We start from the raw sequence: 22,420 nt of genomic DNA, 5'->3' as shown, positions 1-22,420 counted from the left end.
ACCATGGGACAAAAAGTAGCGGGCACGGCCTACGTCAAAGTAGACGGTTCCCAGTTGACGATCACCGGCGGCTGTGAAGCGCCGTTGATGGAGGTCAAGCGCGAGACGGTGGTACCGGGCTTCTACAAGGAAGAAGACTTGGCGCCGTGGGTCAAGGTCACTGCGGTGCATACCTCGGACCTGGACATCAAGAAACTGGTCAATGGTACGGACATGACGGTGACTGTCGAGTTCAAGAACGGCAAGGTCTACGTGTTGGCTGGCGCCTACCTCGTCGACGAGCCTAGTTCCAAGGGTGACGACGGCACCATTGAGCTGCAATTTGATGGCATCAAGGGGACATGGCAATGAGTGATCCGATCAAACTGGAGCAGCCGATTGAGGCTCATGGCGAGCAGCTCACTGAGCTGACTTTGCGTCGGCCTACGGTGCAGGAAGTCAGGGCAATCAAGGCGATGCCTTACAAGCTCGACAAGAATGAAGATGTTTCCTTGGACATGGATGTTGTTGCCAAATACATCGCGGTTTGTGCGGGTATTCCACCGTCGTCGGTCAACCAACTGGACCTCTCAGACCTCAACTCTTTGGCTTGGGTGGTCTTTAGTTTTTTCACGACGTCGGCGTCACCTCAGCCGAAGACCTGATAGCCGTTAGTTACGACCTGGCCTGGTACTGGAGGGTCGACCCCGAACAGATGATGTCCAGATCGCTGGACCTCATCATCGAGTCGCAGGACCAGGCGCTGCGAATAAATGCATACCGGCAGGAACAATAATGGCGGACAAATTTCAGCTCAAGGCGTTAATCACTGGCGTCGACAAGTTGTCGCCAAAGTTAGCTGGCATTCAGAAGAACGTGGGCTCGTTCAGGAAAAACCTTGAAAAAACCGGCCTCGGAAAAATTGGAATAAAGGATCTAGTGACCGGCGGGGCGATGGCTGCGCCGTTTGCTGTCGGGATCAAATCAGCTGTTGCCTTTGAATCCGAGATGGCGAACGTCAACAAGGTTGTCGACTTCAAAACCCCTGAGCAATTCAAGCAAATGGGTGATGACATATCCCGGATGTCGGAAGTACTGCCAATGGCTGCCGGCGATATCGCCAAGATTGTCGCAGCCGGTGGCCAGGCAGGTTTTGCACAAAACGAACTGCTTGGGTTCGCGGAGGCAGCGGTCAAGATGGGCATTGCCTTTGATCAGACCGCCGACCAAAGCGGCGACATGATGGCAACGTGGCGGACATCATTCAAGATGACCCAGGGCGAAGTGACTGATCTCGCTGATCGGATCAACTACCTGGGCAACACTGGGCCGGCGAACACCAAGAAAATCTCTGACATCGTGACCCGGATCGGCCCTCTCGGTGAGATTGCCGGTCTCGCATCAGGTCAGATCGCGGCGCTGGGTGCAACGATGGCAGGGGTGGGGGTCGAACAGGAAGTTGCGGCTACTGGCATCAAGAATTTCATGTTGTCGATGACCAAGGGGGCGTCCGCGACCAAGGCTCAATCGCAGGCGTTCAAGTCCATTCGCCTTGATTCCAAGCAGGTCGCGAAGTCGATGCAGACGGATGCGCAGGGCACGATCCTGAATATCCTTGAACGTATCGGCAAGGTCGATGCTGCTTCACGTGTTGGCTTGTTGACTCAGTTGTTCGGTTCTGAGTCGGTAACCTCGATTGCGTCGCTGCTCACAAATCTTGATTTGCTCAAGGGTAACTTGAACAAAGTGGGGGATTCGACTCTGTACGCAGGATCTATGCAAAAGGAGTATGCCTCCCGCGCTGCAACAACAGAGAACAATCTCGGGCTTCTTCGCAACGCCACTAGTAACGTCTCAAAGGCGATTGGCAATGCTCTTCTGCCTGCACTCAACGGCGTAGTCGATGTCGTGCGGCCATTGGTGGTTCAGTTTTCGAAGTTGATAGAGGCCAATCCCAATGTCGTCCGTGGTGTCGCCGCTGCGGGCATTGCGTTTACCGCGCTACGGCTTGGGATCGTCTCGACCATCGTGGCGACCAAACTGTTGTCGTTCGCCATGAAAGCCAACCCCATCGGACTTGCCGCCACCGGCATTGCCCTGGCGGCGGGGCTGATCGTGTCGAACTGGTCCGCCATTGCGCCATACTTCAACGCGATGTGGGACAAGATCCGAGGTCCTACGCTGGCCGCGTGGGAGGTGTTCAAAACCTTCGCTTCGTATACGCCGATTGGACTTATTGTCGCCAACTGGGGGCCGCTGACGGAGTTCTTCAAGGCGTTGTGGGGCGTGGTGGTTGCTTTGTCGACGCCGGTGATGGACTTTCTTAAAACCATGTTCGATTGGTCACCCCTTGGCTACATCGTCAAAAACTGGGAGCCGATCAGCGCTTGGTTCCAGAGCCTCTGGGAAAAACTGCGACCGATCATTGAGCCGATGATGAAGTTCTTCGGTGGTGGCGAGGGCGGTGACGGTCTAATTAAAACCGCCACGGCTAAGGCTAATAATTTTGCCGAGGCGCAGCGGTTACGCAATGCGGGAGAGGGCGGTGGCACTGGTGAGTTCCTGCAGGTGAATGCTGCAGAGATAGTTCGCAATCAGCAGACGCTGCGCAACGTCACCCAGGGCGGTGCGGATGTTTCGAAGTTGCTGCGCCGCCCTGATCAGTCCACACCTGGCAGCGTACTCACGGCCGGGTCGCCGGTCTCGCTGCTGGCCCGGCCGGGGCAATTGGCAGCACCAGGGAGCGTGCCGCAGCAAGCCGCCCAGAACAACCGCACGCAGTTGAACGGTGAAATGAACATCCGGTTCACCGACGCCCCACCCGGGTTACGGGTGGATCCACCGAAAACCAATCAGCCCGGCCTGAGCGTCAAGCCCAGCGTGGGATATCGCACCGTGGGCTCTGGAGGATCGCAGTGACAAAGACCTGGCGCGATGACCTGCTGCCTGCGTCGTTCAGGGGAATCAAATTCCTGATCGAGCAGGCAGCGGTACCGGTTGGCCGCAAAGGCCAGTTGCACGAATACCCCCAGCGGGATGAGCCGTTCTTTGAGTCCCTGGGCAAGCAATCCCAGGTGCACAAGGTGAGCGCCTACGTCATTGGCGACGACTGTTTTGAGCGGCGGGATAAGCTGCTGGAAGCGCTTGAGAAAGAAGGCCCTGGCGAGCTGGTGCACCCCTGGCTCGGCCGGATGTTGGTTGATGTCGGCGAGTGCGACCTGACCCATAGCCGTACTGAGGGGGGCATGGCTCGCCTTGAGCTGACTTTCTACCCCAGCAAACCCCGCAAGTTTCCCACCGGCACTGCGAACACCCAGCAACAGGTGGTCAAGTCATCGGAAAGCCTGCTGGGCTCGGCGCTTCGCCGTTACAAGGCCGCGATGGCAGTAGTGGATAAGGCCAGGATCAACCTGATCGGCTTGCGCAACGGTTTGTCGAATGTGTACACGATCATTCAGCGGCAGTTCGCACCGTTCCTGGGGATTTTCACCAACCTCAGCGGTTTTATCCAGTCGCTGGTGAATTCGCCTTCTGCGCTCAGTGCGTTGTTTTCCAGCTACTTCAGCGACTTCTCTACCTCGGGCTTGTTCCGTACCGGCGTGAACCGCACCAGCAGCTCCACCGGGCAGGCCGGCAATGCAGCCGGCGCGGTGACGGCGCCCAGCTACCGCAGCTCGGTCGCGGTGGCGTCACAGCACGTCGAGGCGGTGACCAGTATCAACACCATTCCGCAGGCCAGTGGAGCTGATACCACCGCAGCGGCGCAGGCGGTGGCGAACCTGGTGCAGGATTCGCTGCTGGTACAGGTGGCGCTGATCATCAGCGAGATGCCGGTGGCTACGCAGCCGGTGTCGGTGGAATCCACGCCGTCGATTGATCACCAGGCGGTGCAGCCAGTCGAGCGGCCGGAGGTTCCAGTGGCTGACGATGTGATCGATCTACGCGATGCGCTGAGCGAGGCCATCTGGGAGGCGTCCCTGAAGGCCGATCCGGAGCATTACCAGGCGCTCAATACGCTGCGTCAGGCGTTGATCAAACACCTGACCGCTGTAGCGGCCTCAGGCGTGCGCCTGGTGAACATCACGCCCGCTGAAACCCTGCCGGCGCTGGTCTTGGCCTACCGTCGATTTGGTGATGCCACACGGGCCGGCGAGGTGGTGCAGCGCAACCGCATTCAACACCCGGGCTTCGTGCCAGCGGTACCGCTGAAAATCGCTCAGGAGTAACCCATGCTCGATACCGCAAACGCCGTCAGCCTGACCGTTGACGGCCTGGATTATGGCGGCTGGAAATCGGTGGAGATCTCGGCGGGCCTGGAACGCCAGGCCCGGGACTTCAACCTGAGTATTACCTGGCGCTGGCCTGGGCAAACCATTTCGATCCCAATCCGCCAGGGTGCCAAGTGCCAAGTGCGAATCGGTGGGGATTTGATCCTCACCGGCTGGGTGTTCTCCACGCCGATCAGCTACGACGACAAGCAAATCACTTTGTCGATCGCCGGCCGCTCGTTGACCGCTGACCTGGTGGACTGCGCGGCGGTGAACAAGCCGGGGCAATGGAAAAATCAGGGTGTGCTCAACATCGTAAAAGCACTGGCGGCGCCTTATGGGCTGGCCGTGCGCAGTGAGATTCCGGAAACGGGCAAGCTGTCAGACCATACGATCGAGCCCGGGGAAACGGCTTTTGAGTCCATTGATCGGTTGCTAACTCTGTTCCGTGTGTTCTCCACCGATGACGCCAAGGGGATGGTGGTACTCGCTAAACCGGGAAGTGAGGGTAGGGCGGTGGACGCACTCCAGCTCGGCAAGAATGTGCTGGCAGGCAACACGCAGTTGGACTTTTCCACTGTGTTCTCGGAATACCAGGTACTTGGGCAGCGCAGTGGCACCGATGACGACTTCGGCGAAAAGACGGCAGAGGTATCTGCCTCGGTCAGCGATGATCGGACCACACGTAAGCGCGTGTTGATCATCCATGAAAGCGGCCAGATGACGACCACGCTGGCCCAGAGCAGAGCCAATTGGGAGCGCGGCCAGCGCATGGGCAAAGCCTTGAGCACCACCTACAACGTGCAGGGCTGGAGGCAATCGAACGGCGCGCTGTGGCGTCACAACATGCTGGTGCGCGTCGTTGATCCAGTGATCGGTTTTGACCGCGACATGCTGATTGCCGAGGTCACTTATTCACTGGGGCCTGAAGGTACGATCACCACGATGGTGGTGGGGCCGCCGGATGGGTTTGAGCCTGAACCCCATGACCCGCACAAGGACAGAAAACTCAAGAAGGGCGGCAAGGCCGACAACTTCGAATACTTGCTGCCCGCTGATTGGAAACCCACCGAATGAGCCTACTCAACCGAATGCTGGTGCGCGGTACCGTCGTCCTGGTGGATTCCGCCAAGAAGCTCCAGGCCCTGCAAATGCGTCTAACCGCAGGTGAGGTCAAGGACGGTCTCGAACATTTCGAACCCTATGGCTTTACCAGCAACCCGTTAGCCGGCGCCGAAGGCATTGCTGCATTCATCGGTGGCGATCGCTCCCACGGCGTGCTGCTGGTGGTCGCTGATCGCCGGTACCGGATTCAAGAATTGAAACCGGGGGAGGTGGCCATCTACACGGATGAAGGCGACAAGGTGCACTTCAAGCGTGGCCGCATCATTGAAATCGAAACCGAGACGCTGAACATCAAGGCCAGCACGGCGGTGAATATCGATACACCGCTGCTGACCCAGACAGGGCAGATCGTGTCGCAGGGCGACCAGGTGGCGGGTGGTATCAGTCAGATTCAGCACCGTCATGGCGGCACCCAGCCCGGCAATGGCCAGACTGGTGTCCCTGTGGGGGGTGGCGGATGACCATCGAACCGAGTCTTGAAACCTCATTGGTTCGCGCCGTGGTGATCAGCTTGTTCACCTGGCGGCGTGCCGCGACCGATGACCCCGTGGATGACGATGAACGCTTCGGCTGGTGGGGTGATAGCTATCCCACAATTGCTGATGACCGGATCGGATCCCGGTTGTGGTTACTGCGTCGGGTAAAGCTCACGACGGATACCCAGCGAGACGCCGAATTCTACGCACGCGAGGCACTGCAGTGGTTGCTCGATGACAACCAGGTACTGGAGGTCGAGGTGATCAGCGAGCGCGCCGACAGCTACCGTCTGAACCTGCAAGTGATCCTCACCGTTCTTACGGGCGCCCGCCTGAAAATCAACTCAAGCCAACTGTGGCAGGTGATCTATGCCGTTTGAAACTCCATCACTTCCCGTGCTGGTCAGCCGCACGCAGAGCGACCTGGCTGGTGATGCACTGCGGCGCTCAGATGCTCAGGTGCTGGCCAGGGCGTTGAGCGGTACAGCGTATGGCCTGTATGGGTACCTTGATTGGATTGCTGACCAAATCCTGCCTGATACTGCTGATGAAGAGACGCTGGAACGTATTGCCAGTCTGCGCCTAAACCAGCCACGCAAAGCGGCTCAGCCAGCGTCAGGGCAGGTGAGCTTCATGGCCGCGGCCTTGGCCGTAGTGGATGTTGATGCGGTGCTACAGGCCGGTGATGGCCGGACCTACAAGGTCACTGTTGGTAAGACCACTGTCGCAGGTACCAACACCGTCACCGTTGAGGCCGTAGACGCGGGTGTGATTGGAAACGCTGACCCAGGCCTGGTGCTGACACTCGTTCAGCCCATTGAAGGGGTGGCGGTTACCTTCACCGTGCTGGCCCCAGGGCTGATCGGAGGCATCGCACTGGAGAGCATCGAATCGCTGCGAGTCCGGGTAGTTCGCTCATACCGAGTTGTTCCCCACGGGGGTTCGAAGGACGACTACGAGACCTGGGCTTTGGAGTGTCCTGGCGTCACCCGCGCCTGGTGCCGACGAAATTATATGGGGCCCGGTACCGTCGGGGTGTTTTTTATGCGCGACGGTGATGCCGACCCTATTCCTGATGCTGCCCAGTTGGCGGAAGTACGGGAATACATCGATCTATTGCGGCAGGTAACTGCGGAGCTTTATGTGCTTCCTCCCACGCCCGTCCCTGTGATTTATCGCATTCGCCTAACGCCAGATACGGGGCCGGTTCGTGCAGCTGTAGAGGCTCAATTGATTGATCTGCACAGTCGAGAGGGCGGTCTTGGTGAAACGTTACTGTTAACGCACATAAGCGAGGCTATTAGCGGTTCTACCGGTGAGAATGACCATAAGTTGATCGCTCCCCTTGCTGATGTCCCGGCGGCGGCTAATCAACTGCTTACTTACGGGGGCTGTGTATGGCTGGCGTAAGAGATGCGGCGCAATACCGATCACAGCTGCGAGCATTGCTGCCGTCTGGGCCGGCGTGGGATCCCGACTTGGTGCCGGAGCTTGAAAAGATTCTGATGGGAATGTCGCTTGAGCTGGCCCGGATTGATGCGCGGGCGTTCGACCTGATCAATGAGATGGACCCGTCCAGTGTGAACGAATTGGTTTCCGATTGGGAGCAAGTAATGGGGCTGCCAGACCCGTGTCTAGGCGCCGCTCCCGCATTTGAGGATCGGCGGCTGGCAGTACGCCAACGCCTGGTAGCCGTCGGTGGCCAGAGCACGGCCTACTTTGTTGAGCTTGCCATCCGACAAGGATACCCGGAAGCGACTATTACGGAACACAGAGCACCGCGTTTTGGTCGTTCGCGTTTTGGCCAAGCTCATTTTGGTACTTGGGCTGCGCAATTTATGTGGACGCTCAATTCCGGGCCGCGCAGAAGGTTGGGGCGGCGATTTGGGGCGAGTTTCTGGGGAGAGCGCTTCGGTACCAATCCTAGTGGTGCCCTCGAGTGCGTTATTCGTCGCGGGGCACCTGCTCATACAATCGAACAGATCAACTATGGGGTCATTGATTAATGGACTTTCCAAAAAGTGTTCCAAATATCGGTCTCGTTAACGGGGAGTTCGTTGACGAGAATACTGCAACGGGACAGCCGGGGTCATTAATTCCGGCTGAGTGGGGTAACGCAGTAACACACGAATTAATTAATGCGATAAAAGCTGGTGGGCTGGAGCCTTCGGAAGGTAATGTCAGTCAGCTGGCCGATGTGGTGGAAGCAAAGGTGAATGGAGACTTCATAACTGATGTGGGCTTTATTTCGGATGATCCGAGCTTACCCTACTTTCGTCGTAAAACAGATGGTTTGTTGTACCGATTGCAGAGAGCGTTAAGTGCGGCAAGCGAGAGCGTTCTTGGATTTATCGGAATCGCAACCCAGGAAGAAGTAGCCGCGGGCACAAATGATACCAAGGCTGTAACTCCTAAGAAGCTGGCGCAGAAAACTGCCGGATATCTTTTTGGCGATACTGCTACTTCTGCAGGCTTCGTATCGGGGTCAAAAACTGCGCCGTATATCCTGCACTCCGACACGACAATCGTGAGGCTTGCGATTCCGGCCACTACTCTGTCCGGATATGGGATTACTGACGCATATACAAAGTCGCAGATTGATGCATCCCTTTTGCCAAAGGCCAATAGCGCTACAACTTTGGGTGGCTATGGTATTACAGACGCCTATACGAAAGCTCAGTCAAGCGCGACGTTCCCGTTTTCTGACAATGCACTTACTATAGGGTTTGTTTCGGCGGATGTAACAAAGCCGTACATTCAGAGCCGTACAGATAACAATGTTTATCGCCTGCAACCGTTGCTCGGACAAGCTACGGAGTCGGCTCAAGGAACCGTAGCAATTGCAACGCAGGCGGCGACTAACACTGGCACTGATGATGCTGGGGCCATTACAGCTAAAAAACTTAAGTTTGGTTTTGCATCCCTGTTTGCTGCAAACGGCTACCTGAAGTTTCCGGATTGGCTTGGTGGTTTTATCATTCAGTGGGGCAATGCGAGCATTGGAGATGATACGATCGTAGATGTCACGCTTCCTATTTCATTCCCCAATTCATTTTTTGCTGCAATCGCAACGGCTCAAATTAATGCAGCAGTAACAGGCTCAAACTCGTTGAGCGCAACGGCCTATAAGAAAAGTCTGTCTACTGTAACTGTTGGCATGAATCAGGGGTCGACTTCTACTCCGGCGACGTCTGGCGTTGATTACATCTGCATAGGAAGATAAATAAATGCTTTATTATAGCCCTGATACATGCGGCTTTTATGATGACGAGATAAACTCGGATATTCCGAAAGACTCAATTGAGGTTACAGGCGAAGAAAGGTCGGCGCTATTGGCTGGCCAGGGATCGTTGAAGGTAATCGCCATCAACTCAGAAGGGCGTCCAGTACTCGTGGATCGTACAGTTCCTCCAGAGCAGGTTGCGGCGCGCTCCGATATAGAATTGGAGAGCAGGAAAACGACTGCGAACGCGAAAATACTGCTGCTCGTCGGGCGGCTTGATACCTTGAATTATCTCTTGAGCGACAAAAGCGAACAGCCATCCGCCGCAGAGATTGCTGAGCTGCCTGTGTGCGAGGCCCAGCTTAAAGCCTGGCGCCAATACAGCGTCGCACTGGGGCGTATTACGTCATCTGATGGCTGGCCTCAGGCTCCTGCATGGCCAGACATCCCATAATAGTTCCGCGCTGTATCAATGACGCCGCGCTGAGCGGTTTTTTTTCGCCTGGAGAAAAGCAATGGCACGACTTTCCGAATCACTCGCCGGCGGCCGTAACGCGCTGGCGTTCCTCGACATGCTCGCCTGGAGCGAGGGCACCAGCACATCTCCGGCCACTGCCATGGATGGTTACGACGTGATCGTCACCGGCGCCGATCGTAAGCCCGAGGTCTTCAAGGACTTCACAGATCACCCGTTCGCCAAGGAGCGCGCGTCGAAGGTCATCAACAGCAAGGGGCTGACGTCCAATGCTTCCGGTCGATACCAGCAGATGCTGAAGGACTGGCCGCACTACAAGGCGCTGCTCAAGCTGCCGGACTTCAGCCCGATCAGCCAAGACCTTCTGGCGCTGCAGCACATTCGTGAGTGCCGGGCTTTGCCCGACGTGGTGGCCGGGCGGATCGAAACGGCTATCGCGAAGTGCCGGAACATCTGGGCCAGCCTGCCCGGCGCGGGATATGGTCAACGCGAGCATCGGCTTGAGGATCTGCTGAAACAGTACCGGCTGGCGGGCGGGGTGCTGGCATGAGCGGCACCGGCTTCACCAGGTTGTCACGGGTATTAGCTCAGGCCAAAGAGGGGGACCTGTTCTTCGAGTGCCCGGGCTGTGACATGGTCCACGGCATTTCCACCGGTACGGGCCCCGGCCCTCGCTGGGGTTACAACGGAAACGCCGAGCTACCTACCTTCACGCCGTCAGTGCTGGTTCGTTACAACTGGTCGGACGGTCCACGGGTTTGCCATTCGTTCGTGACCGACGGGCGCATTCAATTCCTCAGTGACTGTACGCACAAGTTGGCTGGACATACCGTTGACCTACCTGACTGGGAGGATCAGCAATGATGACGCCTGGGCAGATCCTGGCCGCCATCCTGCTGGCAATTGCCATCGGTTTTGGAGGCGCCTGGCAGGTGCAGGACTGGCGAATGGGCAAGCAGCTCGCCGCGCAGGAAGTTTTGCACAAGGATGACTTGACCGCGATCAGCAATGCCGCCGCCGCCCAGGCCCGTACCCAGCAGGACAAGCGCCTGGCCACCGAGCAGAAGCTCGCCACCCAGGACCAACAACACACGAAGGAATTGTCCGATGCCCAACGTACCCAGGCTGCTCTGCGCGATCGCCTTGCCACTGCTGGTGTGCGGTTGTCAGTCCTTATCGACGCAGCGGGGTCAGCCAGTGCCTGCAACGTGCCTGCCGCCGCCGGAGCCGTCGGCATGGTTCATGGAGCCAGTCGAGCCCAACTTGACCCAGCGCATGCTCAGAGAATTATCGCCATCACCGGCGATGGGGATAATGCCTTAATAGCGCTGCGGGCCTGCCAGGCCTACGTGCGAGCTTTGAGGTAGGGGTGCCAGATCAGTGCGTATACCTGTAATATACGGTTACCACCTCTAAAAATACTTATTAAGGCATCCAGTGGACATTATCAGCACCGCAGCTGCGCTGGTCGTCATTCTATTAGCACTGCTCACTACTTCTACCATTTCAAAAACCTTAGTGCCTCCTGCAATGCATGGACGGTTTTTGACAATTGATGGGCTTAGAGGCTATTTGGCGGTATTTGTATTTTTGCACCACTCCTACATATGGTTTCAGTATATAAAAACTGGCGCCTGGTCAGCGCCAGCATCCCAATTATTTGTACATCTGGGGCAAGGAGGGGTCGCACTTTTCTTTATGATTACCGGCTTTTTGTTCTTCTCGAAAATTTTGGATTCAAGAGGCACTGGAGTCGATTGGGTAAGACTTTATGTCTCCAGGTTTTTGCGTCTAACGCCCTTATATATTTTTTCAATGCTTTTGCTTTTTGGCGTTGTCGCTGCTGTCACGTATGGGCAGCCAGTGGAGCCGATTCAAAAAACAGCAATTGACACACTGAAATGGTTAGGCTTTACAATATTTGGTAGCCCCGATTTAAATGGTTTAGATAAAACCATTATCGTTAATGCCGGGGTTACTTGGTCACTGCCTTACGAATGGTTTTTTTATGTGTCTTTGCCCGTTCTTGCTTTGCTTGTGGGTATGAAGGTTCCTAAGGTCACCCTATTAATTAGCTCTATTTGTGCAGTGGCCTTCGGTATGTACTACCTGCAGGAAGAGTACCAGTGGCTGTTTTTAGGCGGCATAGCGGCTGCTGTTTTTGTGCGGGCGGAGAGGTTCACAACGTTTGCAAAGGGTAGGTTAGCTTCTTGGATGATTTGCATTTTGTTGATCTATATTGTTGTCCGGTATCCGTACCTTTATACAAAGACCAAGCCTACGTATATGCTTGTGGTTGTGTTTTGTTTGATTGCGGGCGGGAATACCTTGTTTGGATTATTGTCAAATAGGATTTCTCGCGCATTGGGGGAAATGGCCTACAGCATCTACCTACTTCATGGTTTATTTCTGTATGTTTTGTTCAAGTTTATATTGGGCTTCTCAATTGCCATGGAGTTTTCTGCCATACAACATTGGTTGTCAATTGCGTTTATAACTCCTATCATGATAATAGTTTGCGGTCTGACATTTCGTTTTATAGAGAAGCCAGCGATGCGCTATACAGAGGTTTTAGCTGCGCGGCTGACTGGGTCTACACAGTCGCGCAGCATCCAGAGGGATGCAATCCGTAGTGACTCGCCAACTCGGTAGTAGAACTGGAGTAATAGATATATTTTTCAATCCATACATTCATTCAGGTGTGGATTTTAAATCCCATGTAACTCCGTCGAGTTTGCATCGATTGAATTTAATATGGGGGTTAGCTGACTTTTTATCAGAAGTGCTGGTTTTTTTAGCGGTTTCGGTATTTAGCGAGTCATGATTGTGGCGGTATCCAAAATATATTTCTTTTATTGCACGGGGCGGTATCGAGATATCCTCATGAGATTTTCCTTCCGTGAGGCTTGCAAGGACGGTAAAATTTGGATTGATCACTTTCACTACCCTTACTTCTTCTTCATATGCCCAGTGAGTAGATTTTTGAAGATACATTTTTTCTAAAATCGAGCGATCTGTTTTAGAGTCTATTTTTGGTGGTATCTCTATATCTAAAGCAGAAGGGCGTACTGAGGTATAAATGACTGAGCCGTTTTTAGCGTTGATTATGAATTGGCTTTCGTCTTCCAGGCCAGCTATTCCCACATCAATTCCGATGACTGCACCTGTATGATCTGAGCAATAGTGCGCCCACATTAAAATATTGAGTGGGTTTCTAGTAAGGCATAATACTCCGCACATGTTTCTATGTTGATTCATTTTGATTGCGTTAGTTATTGCTGCTGATCTATGTTTGGTAGACCAATCGGGCCCCATCTCCTCATGAAGCGTCGCACCACAATCAAATGGATCATTGAATAGTGTGGGGTTTTTAAGGCGAAGTGTGTGTTTTGAAAGAATTATTTCCAGCGTTTGGAAGGTTACATACTTATATAAAATCATAAATGTTTTCGCCGGTATGTGCTGGTTGTGTTTTGGTGGGGAGCGACGCTCGCCTGGTTCGAGAAGCCACAGAGCAGGTTAAGTGTACTGCGGTAGGTGAGAGAGTGGACAGCGTAGAGCGGCTCAGGAGTAAAAAACAGTTCCGCAACTAGAATATTTACCCTTGCAGATATTGAGGTTCAGCGGAATTAATCTCGTGGATGTGCGGAATTAAATATCATGTAAGCTATTGATTAATAAAGAGTTAATCGCGGATTGCAAATCCGCCTACGCCGGTTCGATTCCGACCTCGGCCTCCACTCTTAAAAACCCCGTAGATTACCGTCTACGGGGTTTTTTATACCTGCGATTTACGATCCCTTCCGCAACGCTTCAGATGTGTTCCGCAACTTCACTGTTCTGACCGGATTACGTACTGGATCACCTCTTCAAGGGTGCCTATGTCTGGAGCGTTGCTCGCTAATGCTTCTGGGCGGCACCATGGATAGTCCAGGCGGGATACCCACTCCATGATGGTGTGAAGATCGGTAGGTGGCAGGGTTTTCATATGCTCGATGGTGATAGTGAGCCGCTCGACAAGTCCCGACTCGGGATTGAACTGCCATCCATATTGACCACAACCGACTCGGACCTCGCCGGAGTTTTTATCGGACATAGCGACCAGCCATTGGCATTGGAACGTTTTGCTATCCGGCTCCGGTGGGTGTCCCAGACAAAAGGTATAGACGTTTTCGAATGTCTGACCGAAGCGACTGACCAGCACGTCGCCGATGGACTCGAGGCCTTCAACGTGGGGTGGAAACGAGATAGACCCCGTGTGTACCACCATCTCCAGTTGTGCATCCGGCATAAAAGCCTGGCGCAGCAGATGCGGGCGGTTACTGTCCTTGGCGTTTATGTACTGCTGAATCGACCGTTGAGCTGTGTTCATTGTTTGTCCATTGCATCCATTCGTTGTTGTTGAGGGCAGTGCCGGCATCCAGGAGCGGTTGTTCGAAGGAAAACGAGCAGCCGATGGTGAAGGCAACCAGGTCATCCTGCCACAGGGGCACTATGTCTAGCAGTTCTTCGCTCATGCGCTAGGGCGGCAAAAATTTCTGAAGGAGCCCCGCTTGGTTAACTGTATCGACCAGTCGACCGGCTGTGTGGGGCAGATGTTGCGTGGACGTCGGAGCTTTCACCCTTCCTGGGAAGGGCGCCTCGCGTAGACGGCCAAAACAATGCGTTCGGAATGAATGAGGTATTCAAGCATTGCGTCGCGAGCTTTGGCCATCTCGTTGCGTTCAACGAGTTCAAGAATCTGAAAGTTCATATCGACGTAGGGCTCATGCAAGAACTCGGCGTCCTGCAACAGCCCAAAAGTCAGCCGTAGCTCTGCAAGTATGCGTCGGAACATGGCGTTCAAGCGTTCACTGTCTGCAAGTTCAACGACGGCCGTATGGAAGTCCATGTTAGCTGTGCCCACTGCCAGCCAGTCCCCCGCGTCCCGTGCTCGTTGGGCCTGTTCTGCCGCTGCGCGCATGTTTTTCTTCGCCGGGTGGCGCGGGTAAGCCTCTGCCAACGCCTGGCATTCGATGAGGCGTCGCACGCGGTAGATGTCGATGACGGCCGCGATGCTGGGAACCACCACGAATACCCCACGGTTGGGCTCGTGTCGTAACAGGCCGTCTTTAGCCAACGTCCGGAACACTTCGCGCAGGGTGTTTCGCGAGATGCCGAGGTTTTCGCTGAGCACCTGCTCGGACAGCCGTTGCCCAGGTGTGAATTCGCCTTGGGTGACTTGCTGACGCAACTGTTCGGCGATCCGCTCGTTTAGCGTCTGGGCTACGAATGAAGGGGAGGCGGGAAGGGGCATCGAGCGGACTTCTGAGTGGCAGGGGCGATTGGATTCTAGCAGGTTTTGCCCTACTCGCAGTGTCGCTTTTTCCTGTAGGGCTGAAACGGATCCATATTTTGGCATGCATATTGCTTTTTATTATCCGTGTTGGATTGTTGAACAATTCTGTTGAAATGATCATTCAATCGGATGAAGATAGTTGAGTGATCTAAGAAAATAACTCAAACAACTTGGAGAAACGCCCGTGCCCACTGACATCAACTTGTGGCCCTTGCTGGGGGTCGTCGTCATCATCGTGGGCTTCGTCCTGCGCTTTAATCCCATGTTGGTCGTGATTGTCACGGCCGTCGTCACCGCCTTCGCGGCGCACTTTCCGGTCGACAGGATTCTTGCCGCCATCGGCACAGGCTTCATCAAGACGCGTAACCTGCCGTTGATCATCCTGCTACCGCTGGCGGTGATTGGCTTGCTCGAGCGTTATGGTTTGCGCCAGCACGCCCAGCGATGGATCAGCAGCATCAAGTCCGCGACTGCGGGCCGCTTGCTGATTGTTTACCTTGGCGCACGCCAGATGACCGCAGCCATCGGTCTTACCAGCCTGGGCGGCCATCCACAAATGGTGCGACCGCTGCTCGCGCCAATGGCAGAAGGTGCTGCCGAAGCCCGTTTTGGGGCACTGCCGGAGAAGGTTCGCCACAAGCTGCGAGCGTATGCCGCAGCGACCGATAACGTCGGCCTGTTCTTCGGCGAAGATATCTTCGTGGCTTTCGGCGCGATCGTGCTGATGACCACGTTCTTGCGTGAGGCGGGCATCGAAGTCGAGCCGATCCGCGTCGCGCTCTGGGGGATTCCGACAGCTGTTTGCGCATTCACCATCCATGCTTGGCGCCTGCGCCGGCTTGACACTTGGTTGATGCGCGAAATGGCCGGCGGCGCCGCGGCTGCAACCGTCACAGTCGAAGGCAAGGAGTCCCGACCATGACGCTCACGATCACGCACCTGTACTACCTCGTCGGTGCCATCCTCGCCATCACCGCGGTGATGACGCTCATGGATCGCCAGCACTCAAAGCGCTATTCCAGTGCCTTTTTCTGGGGCCTTTATTCGCTCGTCTTCTTGCTCGGCGACCAGTTGCCGCCGGTCTGGGTCGGCGTCGGTGTTGTGGTGATGGCGCTGATTGCAGCCTTCGGCGGTGTCGGCATTGGCCGTCACGTGGCCCGCTCGGCGGCGGAGTACTCGGCCAGCGCCAATCTGCTGGGCAACAAACTTTTCATCCCCGCCCTGGCGATCCCGGCCGTGACCATGATCGGCACGCTGTCGGCGAAGTACCTCGTGGTTGGCGGCATACCGCTGCTCGACCCGAAGAACACCACGATGGTAAGCCTAGGGCTGGGCTGTATGGTCGCGCTTGCGCTGGTCTGCAAGATGACGAACGAAACGCCGATGCAAGGCATCCGCGAATCGCGTCGGCTGACCGATGCGCTCGGTTGGGCGCTGGTACTGCCGCAGATGCTCGGCATGCTGGGCCTCGTATTCTCCGACGCCGGTGTGGGCAAGGCCGTGGCGCATATCACCACCAGCTACATCAACATGGATGTACGTTTCTTCGCGGTGATGGTGTACGTGGTTGGCATGGCGCTTTTCACCATCATCATGGGCAACGGTTTCGCCGCCTTCCCCGTGATGACAGGGGGCGTCGGGGTGCCAGTCCTGGTCGGCATGTACGACGGTAACCCGGCCCTTATGGCAGCCATCGGCATGCTCTCGGGTTATTGCGGCACCTTGCTTACGCCGATGGCAGCCAACTTCAATATCGTACCGGCGGCCCTACTCGAACTGCCCGACAAAAACGCGGTGATCCGCGCGCAGGTGCCCACGGCGCTGGCCTTGCTGACTTGCAATGTTTTCATCCTGTATTTCCTGATGTTTCGCTAAAGGAAAGAAAACAACATGAAGATAGACCTCAATAGTGACTTGGGTGAAAGCCTGGGCGCCTGGTGCATGGGTGACGACCACGCGATGCTCAGCATCGTGAGCAGTGCCAATGTGGCCTGCGGCTTCCACGCTGGCGACGCCGCCGGTATCCTGCGGACGCTACGTCAAGCGGCGGAGCGCGGCGTGGCAGTAGGCGCGCACGTCGCCTATCCCGACCTCGTCGGTTTCGGCCGCCGCCAAATGGACGTGGCAAGCGCCGACCTGCAGGCTGACGTGATCTACCAGATCGGCGCGCTGAAGGGGTTGGCTGCGGTGGCCGGCACGTCGGTACGATACGTCAAGCCACACGGAGCGCTCTACAACACCATCGCGCACGATAAGCGCCAGGCACACGACGTGATTGCCGCCATCCGCGCAATCGACCCGTCGCTGGTGCTGGTCGGTTTGGCCGGCTCGCCGCTACTCGGCTGGGCGCAGGCAAGCGGGCTGAGCACTGTGGCTGAAGCCTTTGCCGATCGCGCCTACATGCCGGACGGTTCGCTGGTCTCCCGCCGCGAGAAGGGCTCCGTGCTGCACGATGCGCAGGATGTTGCCGAGCGCATGCTTCGCCTGGCGACCGAGGGTGTGGTCACGGCCATTGACGGCAGCATCGTGCGCCTTAAGGCCGATTCGGTCTGCGTGCATGGTGACAGCCCCGGCGCGGTGGAGATGGCGCGGCAAGTGCGTGCGCTGCTTGAGCGTTCGGGCGTCAAGGTCGCTCCTTTCGTCGACATGGGAGTCGTACCGTGATGCGATTTCTGCCCGCTAATCTCGACGCCCTGTTGGTCGAGCTGGATGACTTGTCGCAGACGCTGGCGCTGCTTGCATCACTACAGGCCGAGCCCATCGATGGCATCGTCGAACTCGTGCCGGCCGCGCGCACGGTCATGGTTCACTTCCGGCCTAACACGGTGACGCATGATGAACTCGTCACGCGCATCAGCCGCCGCGACCTCACGGCGCAGATCGAGCGTGCGACCACTCGCGTGGAGATTCCGGTCTCCTACGAAGGAGAGGATCTTGACGAGGTCGCGCAGATGCTTGATCTCTCGCGCGAAGAGGTGATTCGCCGCCATACCGGCTGCGACTACACCGTTGCCTTCACTGGCTTCGCACCTGGGTTCGCCTATCTGAGCGGCGGCCACCCAAGCCTCAACGTGCCGCGTCGCACTACGCCACGCACGCGCATCCCCGCGGGCGCCGTGGGGTTGGCCGGCGCTTTCAGCGGCGTCTATCCGCAGGCCAGTCCGGGGGGGTGGCAGATCATCGGCGTGACTGCCACGCCGATGTGGGACCTAAGCCGTGACGTGCCCGCGCTGCTGCAACCGGGCTTCAAGGTACGTTTCGTCGATGTTTCAGGGCGGCAGGTTTCAGCTTTGCCAGCGCCGTCGCCTGGCCCCGTCGAGGTTCCGCTCCACAATGGTCCGGCGCTTGTTGTCCGTAGCACCGGCCTGCAGGCGCTGTTCCAGGATCTCGGGCGCGAGGGTCTGGCCGGGCAGGGCGTATCCGCCTCAGGGGCGATGGATAAGGGCGCACTGCGCGCGGCCAACCGTCTGGTCGGCAATGCGAGCGACATGGCCTGCGTCGAGATCGTCTACGGTGGTTTCCAAATCACGAGCCGCGCAGACACGGTGGTGGCCTTCACCGGTGCCGATGCGCCGATCGAACTCACGCGTGCGAACGGCGCTCGATATCGTGTGCCAGGCCATGAAGCCATCGCACTTTCTGATGGCGACAGTCTGTCGCTTGGCGACCCGCGTGCCGGCATCCGCAGCTACCTGGCGGTGCGCGGTGGCTTCGCGATCGCGCCCGTGCTCGGAAGTCGATCGACGGACACGCTCGCGCAGGTCGGTCCGCCGCCCATCAAAGCCGGTGACATTTTGCCGGTACCTGTGGTCACGCATGGCTCCATCGTCGGCGCGCCCGAAACGCCTCGTGCCGATCTCCCGACAACGACGCAGACCGTGGTGCTCGATGTCGTGATGGGGCCGCGCACCGACTGGTTCACACTGCAGGCCATTGCATTGTTGGCGAGCCAATTGTGGACTGTGACGCCGCAATCGAACCGCGTCGGCCTGCGTCTGGCCGGTGAAACGCCGTTGATGCGCGCACAGATCGCCGAACTGCCCAGTGAAGGCACCGTGTTGGGCGCGATTCAGGTGCCGCCAAGCGGCCAGCCCGTGCTCTTCCTTGCCGACCACCCGCTGACCGGTGGCTACCCAGTGATCGGCGCTGTCGCCCCTTACCACCTCGACCGTGCGGGGCAGATCCCCATCGGTGCGCAGGTGCGCTTCAACCCCATACGCGCGTTCACCGCGGCCCTCTCTTCCGACCTGCGAGAAACCCCATGAAGAAAGTTCTTATCGCCAACCGCGGCGAGATCGCTGTACGCATCGTGCGCGCCTGTGCCGATTATGGTGTGAAATCCGTCGCGGTGTATGCCGACGCCGACATCGACGCGATGCACGCTCGCATGGCCGATGAGGCCTACGGCCTTGACGGCCAGCGCCCGGCCGACACCTACTTGAACATCGAAAAGCTGCTCGCCGTGGCCGACCGCTGTGGCGCCGACGCGGTACACCCCGGATACGGCTTCCTTTCGGAAAGCGCAACTTTTGCCAGGGCCGTGATTGGCGCGGGCCTGAAGTGGATCGGCCCTTCGCCGGCAGCCATCGAGGCACTGGGTGACAAGGTGCAGGCGCGCAAGATCGCCCTGGCTGTCGGTGCGCCGTTGGTGGCTGGCACGTCGGAGCCCGCGCGCGATGCGCAGGAGGTCGTGGCCTTTGCCGAGAAGAACGGCCTGCCGATCGCCATCAAGGCGGCGTTTGGCGGTGGCGGCCGCGGTATGAAGGTCGCATGGCGGCTCGACGAAGTTGCCGAATTGTACGAGTCGGCGGTGCGTGAAGCGGTCACTGCTTTCGGCCGTGGCGAGTGTTTCGTTGAACAGTTCCTCGATCGGCCTCGTCATGTCGAGGCGCAGGTGATCGCCGATACGCACGGCCATGTCGTCGTGCTCGGCACGCGCGATTGCTCGTTGCAGCGGCGCAACCAGAAGCTGGTGGAAGAAGCCCCCGCGCCCTTCCTCAGTGATGAGCAGCGTGAGCGCATCCATCAATCGGCGCGCGATGTGTGCGCGAAGGCAGGCTACGTCGGTGCGGGGACTGTCGAGTTTCTGTTGAGTCCTTCCGGAACAATCTCGTTTCTGGAGGTCAACACGCGCCTGCAGGTCGAGCATCCAGTGACCGAAGAGACAACGGGAATCGACCTCGTCGTCGAGCAACTGCGCATCGCCGATGGCTTGCCGCTGTCGGTCACCGAGACGCCGAAGCCGCGCGGTCATTCTTTCGAGTTTCGCATCAACGCCGAGGATGTGGGGCGCGGCTTTCTACCCGCGCCGGGGTTGGTGCATCTGTTCGAGGCACCGTCGGGGCCCGGCGTGCGCGTCGATACCGGCGTGCAGTCGGGTTCTACCGTCCCAGGTACATTCGATTCGCTGATGGCCAAGTTGATCATTACTGGCGCCACCCGTGCCCAGGCTATAGCCCGCGCGCGCCGGGCGCTGAAGGAGTTCCGAATCGAAGGGGTGCCGTCGGTGCTCCCGTTTCACCGGGCGGTGATGGCGCACGCCGATTTCACATCAGCCGATGCTTTCAGCGTGCATACGCGCTGGATCGAGACAGATTTTGCCGACACGCTGGCGGCCGCTGTACGGCCTGAACCGCTGGCCGATATCGCGCTGGTACGCACGGCCGTGGAGATCGATGGCCGAAGGATTGCGCTCGGGTTGCCGGCTGAACTGCTGCGCGGGCTACATTCCACTGCGCCGTCTGCTGAGCGCGAGGGGGCTGATGTGTCTTCCATTTCGACGGATGCCGCCGCCGTTGTAGCCCCGATCTCGGGCACCCTGCAGTCCTGGAACGTCGCCGACGGCGACAACGTGGCTGTGGGCGACACCCTCGCATCCATGGAGGCGATGAAGATGGAAATGCAAGTCACGGCACACCGCGCAGGACGCATCACCCTAACGGTGTCCGTGGGCTCGACCGTCGCCGCAGGCATTGCAATCGCAAAAATTGTGAGTTGATGAGAGTCGACTCGTTCGCCCTGGGCTCGGCTCAAGACGACTGAATTATTCGCTGTTGTAAATGGACGTTAACCGGCAAGAAAACAGATACGGCTTATAACGAGCTTTCAATTTTGGTTGAAGGTTGTGATTTTTTAGGCGGGGTGAATAAATGATTGATGTTGCAACTCAAATGAAACGGACAGCTTTGGTTGCTTTTATGGCAGTAGCATCGGGGTGTTCGTCACCGCCAGAGCGCAGCGCTGATTTCACCAAACCTACTGAGCCACTCGCGGATTCTCACTTTCATATTTCCAACTATGCCTTCCAAGGCACAACGCTGCGCAATCTGGTAGACAACTACATGTCGACGGGTATCACGCGCTCGGTCGTGATGCCACTGCCACTGCAACAACGATGGGACAGTTTTGAGGGGTACCAAGCAAATTCCGGAGGGGATGCGTTCGGGCCGAACTACTATATTGGGCCGAAGTCAGATCTTTATTACTATGCATTCGCCGATGCCATGTACGCCAAGGAATATCTTGAACTGCCCCGGGAGTACCAAGAACGATTAGATCTCATGATCACGGGATTTAATCCCATGGATCGCTATGCCGTTCAGCATCTGAAACGGGCGATACTCACGTACCCCGGGGCATTTGTTGGGATCGGTGAGTTTACAATTCATAAAGAAGTCGTCTCCAAGAAAATCGCGGGTGAGCCAATCAGCCACACTGCCGCAGGCGATATTCCATCGGACGTTCACAGCGCTGACGAGACGATGTCCCTGACTTCAGAATCACTCTCCAGCCTTCTCCAGGAAGCTGGCGAAATAGGGCTCGTGGCGACGCTTCACAACGATGTCTATGATTCGGATGTTACACACACCGGTGAAGTAAAAGCTCTCCACCCTGAACGGAATTATGAGGCAGAACTGAAATCGCTGTGCTCAACGGCCCCCAAAACGGTCACTATTTGGGCTCATACCGGTTTGGGGCGATTCGTCAAACCTACAAAAGATCACTTGGCAATCGTTGGTCGAGTCTTGGATAGTTGCAATAATTGGCTGGTCGATATCTCATGGGATATCGTACAGGAAACGATTCTTCATCCTGGCTCAGCAATGCCATCGACTGAAGAATGGATTGCATTTCTAGATAAATATCAGGACCGGATTCTTTGGGGCTCTGATACCGTTATTTTCGGGCGCAACAAGTTCGAGGCTCTTCCAGGTGCCGGAATGACCGTTGCCCCCGGAAAATTAATGGCCGCCCAAGACTATAAGAGTGTTTCTAAGATCCTGGATCCGGTGTTTGCGACATTATCGCCTCAGGCTGCGGCGAAGATAAAATATGAAAACTATGTGCGCGTTTTTAACGGGGCTCGTCTAAAAGTTCGTGCGTGGGAACAGCTTCATCGAGACGCTAACGTCTGGGACATCAAAACGCCCAAGACTCCCGATCTTCGCCCTCAGTGAGTCGCACCGCTATCAGCCTATAGCGACCAGGTATTTGTAGCCTTTCCAATACATTCAATACCATCAAGTTACACGATAG

Annotated in this window: 24 protein-coding genes and 2 pseudogenes; 22 read left to right on the top strand and 4 right to left on the bottom strand. The window is 56.8% G+C overall.

Annotated features, from left to right (window positions below; genetic code table 11):
* Positions 1–3 precede the first annotated feature (3 nt).
* The 16 genes and pseudogenes from PverR02_RS16755 (at position 4) to PverR02_RS16685 (ending at position 12,198) form a co-directional block, all read left to right on the top strand.
* Positions 4–351 (top strand): phage tail tube protein, encoded by a 348-nt coding sequence (locus PverR02_RS16755; RefSeq protein WP_079443929.1) that lies wholly within the window; start codon positions 4–6, stop codon positions 349–351.
* Positions 348–644 carry a phage tail assembly protein gene (locus PverR02_RS16750; protein WP_079443928.1) on the top strand — a complete coding sequence of 99 codons (297 nt, stop codon included), beginning with the start codon at positions 348–350 and terminating at the stop codon, positions 642–644. The genes PverR02_RS16755 and PverR02_RS16750 overlap by 4 nt, the downstream gene beginning before the upstream one ends.
* Before the next feature lie 130 nt (positions 645–774).
* Positions 775–2,898: a phage tail tape measure protein gene (locus PverR02_RS16745; RefSeq protein ID WP_079443927.1), complete on the top strand. Its 2,124-nt coding sequence runs from the start codon at positions 775–777 to the stop codon at positions 2,896–2,898.
* Positions 2,895–4,205 carry a DNA circularization protein gene (locus PverR02_RS16740; protein WP_079443926.1) on the top strand — a complete coding sequence of 437 codons (1,311 nt, stop codon included), beginning with the start codon at positions 2,895–2,897 and terminating at the stop codon, positions 4,203–4,205. The genes PverR02_RS16745 and PverR02_RS16740 overlap by 4 nt, the downstream gene beginning before the upstream one ends.
* Before the next feature lie 3 nt (positions 4,206–4,208).
* A complete protein-coding gene (locus tag PverR02_RS16735) occupies positions 4,209–5,324 on the top strand; it encodes a phage baseplate assembly protein (protein WP_079443925.1) in 1,116 nt (371 codons plus the stop codon).
* A complete protein-coding gene (locus PverR02_RS16730; RefSeq protein WP_079443924.1) occupies positions 5,321–5,833 on the top strand; it encodes a phage baseplate assembly protein V in 513 nt (170 codons plus the stop codon). The genes PverR02_RS16735 and PverR02_RS16730 overlap by 4 nt, the downstream gene beginning before the upstream one ends.
* A complete protein-coding gene (locus PverR02_RS16725; RefSeq protein ID WP_079443923.1) occupies positions 5,830–6,228 on the top strand; it encodes a phage GP46 family protein in 399 nt (132 codons plus the stop codon). Before PverR02_RS16730 ends, PverR02_RS16725 begins: the two co-directional genes overlap by 4 nt.
* Complete coding sequence (locus tag PverR02_RS16720) at positions 6,218–7,258, top strand: baseplate J/gp47 family protein (RefSeq protein WP_079443922.1); 1,041 nt, start codon at positions 6,218–6,220, stop codon at positions 7,256–7,258. The genes PverR02_RS16725 and PverR02_RS16720 overlap by 11 nt, the downstream gene beginning before the upstream one ends.
* Complete coding sequence (locus tag PverR02_RS16715) at positions 7,246–7,854, top strand: YmfQ family protein (RefSeq protein WP_079443921.1); 609 nt, start codon at positions 7,246–7,248, stop codon at positions 7,852–7,854. The genes PverR02_RS16720 and PverR02_RS16715 overlap by 13 nt, the downstream gene beginning before the upstream one ends.
* Positions 7,854–8,040 (top strand): annotated as a pseudogene (locus PverR02_RS33155) (hypothetical protein); the annotation flags it as partial. The gene PverR02_RS16715 and the pseudogene PverR02_RS33155, both read left to right, overlap by 1 nt.
* Before the next feature lie 5 nt (positions 8,041–8,045).
* A complete protein-coding gene (locus PverR02_RS16710) occupies positions 8,046–9,071 on the top strand; it encodes a gp53-like domain-containing protein (RefSeq protein ID WP_407691842.1) in 1,026 nt (341 codons plus the stop codon).
* 4 nt (positions 9,072–9,075) lie between these two features.
* Positions 9,076–9,525, top strand: a complete 450-nt coding sequence (locus tag PverR02_RS16705) for a tail fiber assembly protein (protein ID WP_079443919.1) — start codon at positions 9,076–9,078, stop codon at positions 9,523–9,525.
* A 61-nt stretch (positions 9,526–9,586) separates the two neighbouring features.
* Positions 9,587–10,096, top strand: a complete 510-nt coding sequence (locus PverR02_RS16700) for a glycoside hydrolase family 24 protein (protein ID WP_079443918.1) — start codon at positions 9,587–9,589, stop codon at positions 10,094–10,096.
* Positions 10,093–10,410 (top strand): DUF6527 family protein, encoded by a 318-nt coding sequence (locus PverR02_RS32680; RefSeq protein WP_079443917.1) that lies wholly within the window; start codon positions 10,093–10,095, stop codon positions 10,408–10,410. The genes PverR02_RS16700 and PverR02_RS32680 overlap by 4 nt, the downstream gene beginning before the upstream one ends.
* Complete coding sequence (locus PverR02_RS16690; RefSeq protein ID WP_079445018.1) at positions 10,410–10,913, top strand: lysis system i-spanin subunit Rz; 504 nt, start codon at positions 10,410–10,412, stop codon at positions 10,911–10,913. Before PverR02_RS32680 ends, PverR02_RS16690 begins: the two co-directional genes overlap by 1 nt.
* A gap of 70 nt (positions 10,914–10,983) precedes the next feature.
* Entirely contained in the window at positions 10,984–12,198 is a 1,215-nt protein-coding gene (locus PverR02_RS16685; protein WP_079443916.1) for an acyltransferase family protein, read from the top strand.
* A gap of 39 nt (positions 12,199–12,237) precedes the next feature.
* On the opposite strand, the gene PverR02_RS16680 is transcribed toward PverR02_RS16685, so the two are convergent.
* From PverR02_RS16680 to PverR02_RS16665, 4 genes and pseudogenes are all read right to left on the bottom strand, one after another.
* Positions 12,238–12,987 carry a DUF2971 domain-containing protein gene (locus tag PverR02_RS16680; RefSeq protein WP_079443915.1) on the bottom strand — a complete coding sequence of 250 codons (750 nt, stop codon included), beginning with the start codon at positions 12,985–12,987 and terminating at the stop codon, positions 12,238–12,240.
* A 391-nt stretch (positions 12,988–13,378) separates the two neighbouring features.
* Positions 13,379–13,918, bottom strand: a complete 540-nt coding sequence (locus PverR02_RS16675) for a hypothetical protein (protein ID WP_079443914.1) — start codon at positions 13,916–13,918, stop codon at positions 13,379–13,381.
* A gap of 19 nt (positions 13,919–13,937) precedes the next feature.
* A pseudogene (locus PverR02_RS32675) lies at positions 13,938–14,063 on the bottom strand (hypothetical protein); the annotation flags it as partial.
* A gap of 101 nt (positions 14,064–14,164) precedes the next feature.
* Positions 14,165–14,842: a GntR family transcriptional regulator gene (locus PverR02_RS16665; RefSeq protein WP_057004201.1), complete on the bottom strand. Its 678-nt coding sequence runs from the start codon at positions 14,840–14,842 to the stop codon at positions 14,165–14,167.
* A gap of 226 nt (positions 14,843–15,068) precedes the next feature.
* On the opposite strand from PverR02_RS16665, the gene PverR02_RS16660 reads away from it, so the two are divergent.
* The 6 genes from PverR02_RS16660 (at position 15,069) to PverR02_RS16635 (ending at position 22,341) form a co-directional block, all read left to right on the top strand.
* The gene (locus PverR02_RS16660; protein ID WP_079443912.1) at positions 15,069–15,806 is read left to right on the top strand and encodes a DUF969 domain-containing protein; all 738 of its coding nucleotides are present in this window, start codon (positions 15,069–15,071) and stop codon (positions 15,804–15,806) included.
* A complete protein-coding gene (locus PverR02_RS16655) occupies positions 15,803–16,759 on the top strand; it encodes a DUF979 domain-containing protein (protein ID WP_046484272.1) in 957 nt (318 codons plus the stop codon). Before PverR02_RS16660 ends, PverR02_RS16655 begins: the two co-directional genes overlap by 4 nt.
* Positions 16,760–16,774: 15 nt before the next feature.
* Positions 16,775–17,548, top strand: a complete 774-nt coding sequence (locus PverR02_RS16650; protein ID WP_079443911.1) for a LamB/YcsF family protein — start codon at positions 16,775–16,777, stop codon at positions 17,546–17,548.
* A complete protein-coding gene (gene pxpB, locus PverR02_RS16645) occupies positions 17,548–19,149 on the top strand; it encodes a 5-oxoprolinase subunit PxpB (RefSeq protein WP_017846359.1) in 1,602 nt (533 codons plus the stop codon). The genes PverR02_RS16650 and pxpB overlap by 1 nt, the downstream gene beginning before the upstream one ends.
* Positions 19,146–20,882: an acetyl/propionyl/methylcrotonyl-CoA carboxylase subunit alpha gene (locus PverR02_RS16640; RefSeq protein WP_017846358.1), complete on the top strand. Its 1,737-nt coding sequence runs from the start codon at positions 19,146–19,148 to the stop codon at positions 20,880–20,882. Before pxpB ends, PverR02_RS16640 begins: the two co-directional genes overlap by 4 nt.
* A 151-nt stretch (positions 20,883–21,033) precedes the next feature.
* Complete coding sequence (locus PverR02_RS16635; protein ID WP_152032020.1) at positions 21,034–22,341, top strand: hypothetical protein; 1,308 nt, start codon at positions 21,034–21,036, stop codon at positions 22,339–22,341.
* Positions 22,342–22,420: the final 79 nt, after the last annotated feature.

The sequence above is a fragment of the Pseudomonas veronii genome (assembly GCF_002028325.1).
GTDB lineage: Bacteria > Pseudomonadota > Gammaproteobacteria > Pseudomonadales > Pseudomonadaceae > Aquipseudomonas > Aquipseudomonas veronii.
Note: the sequence above shows the minus strand (reverse complement) of the source record. Positions and strands in the feature narration are given on the sequence as shown.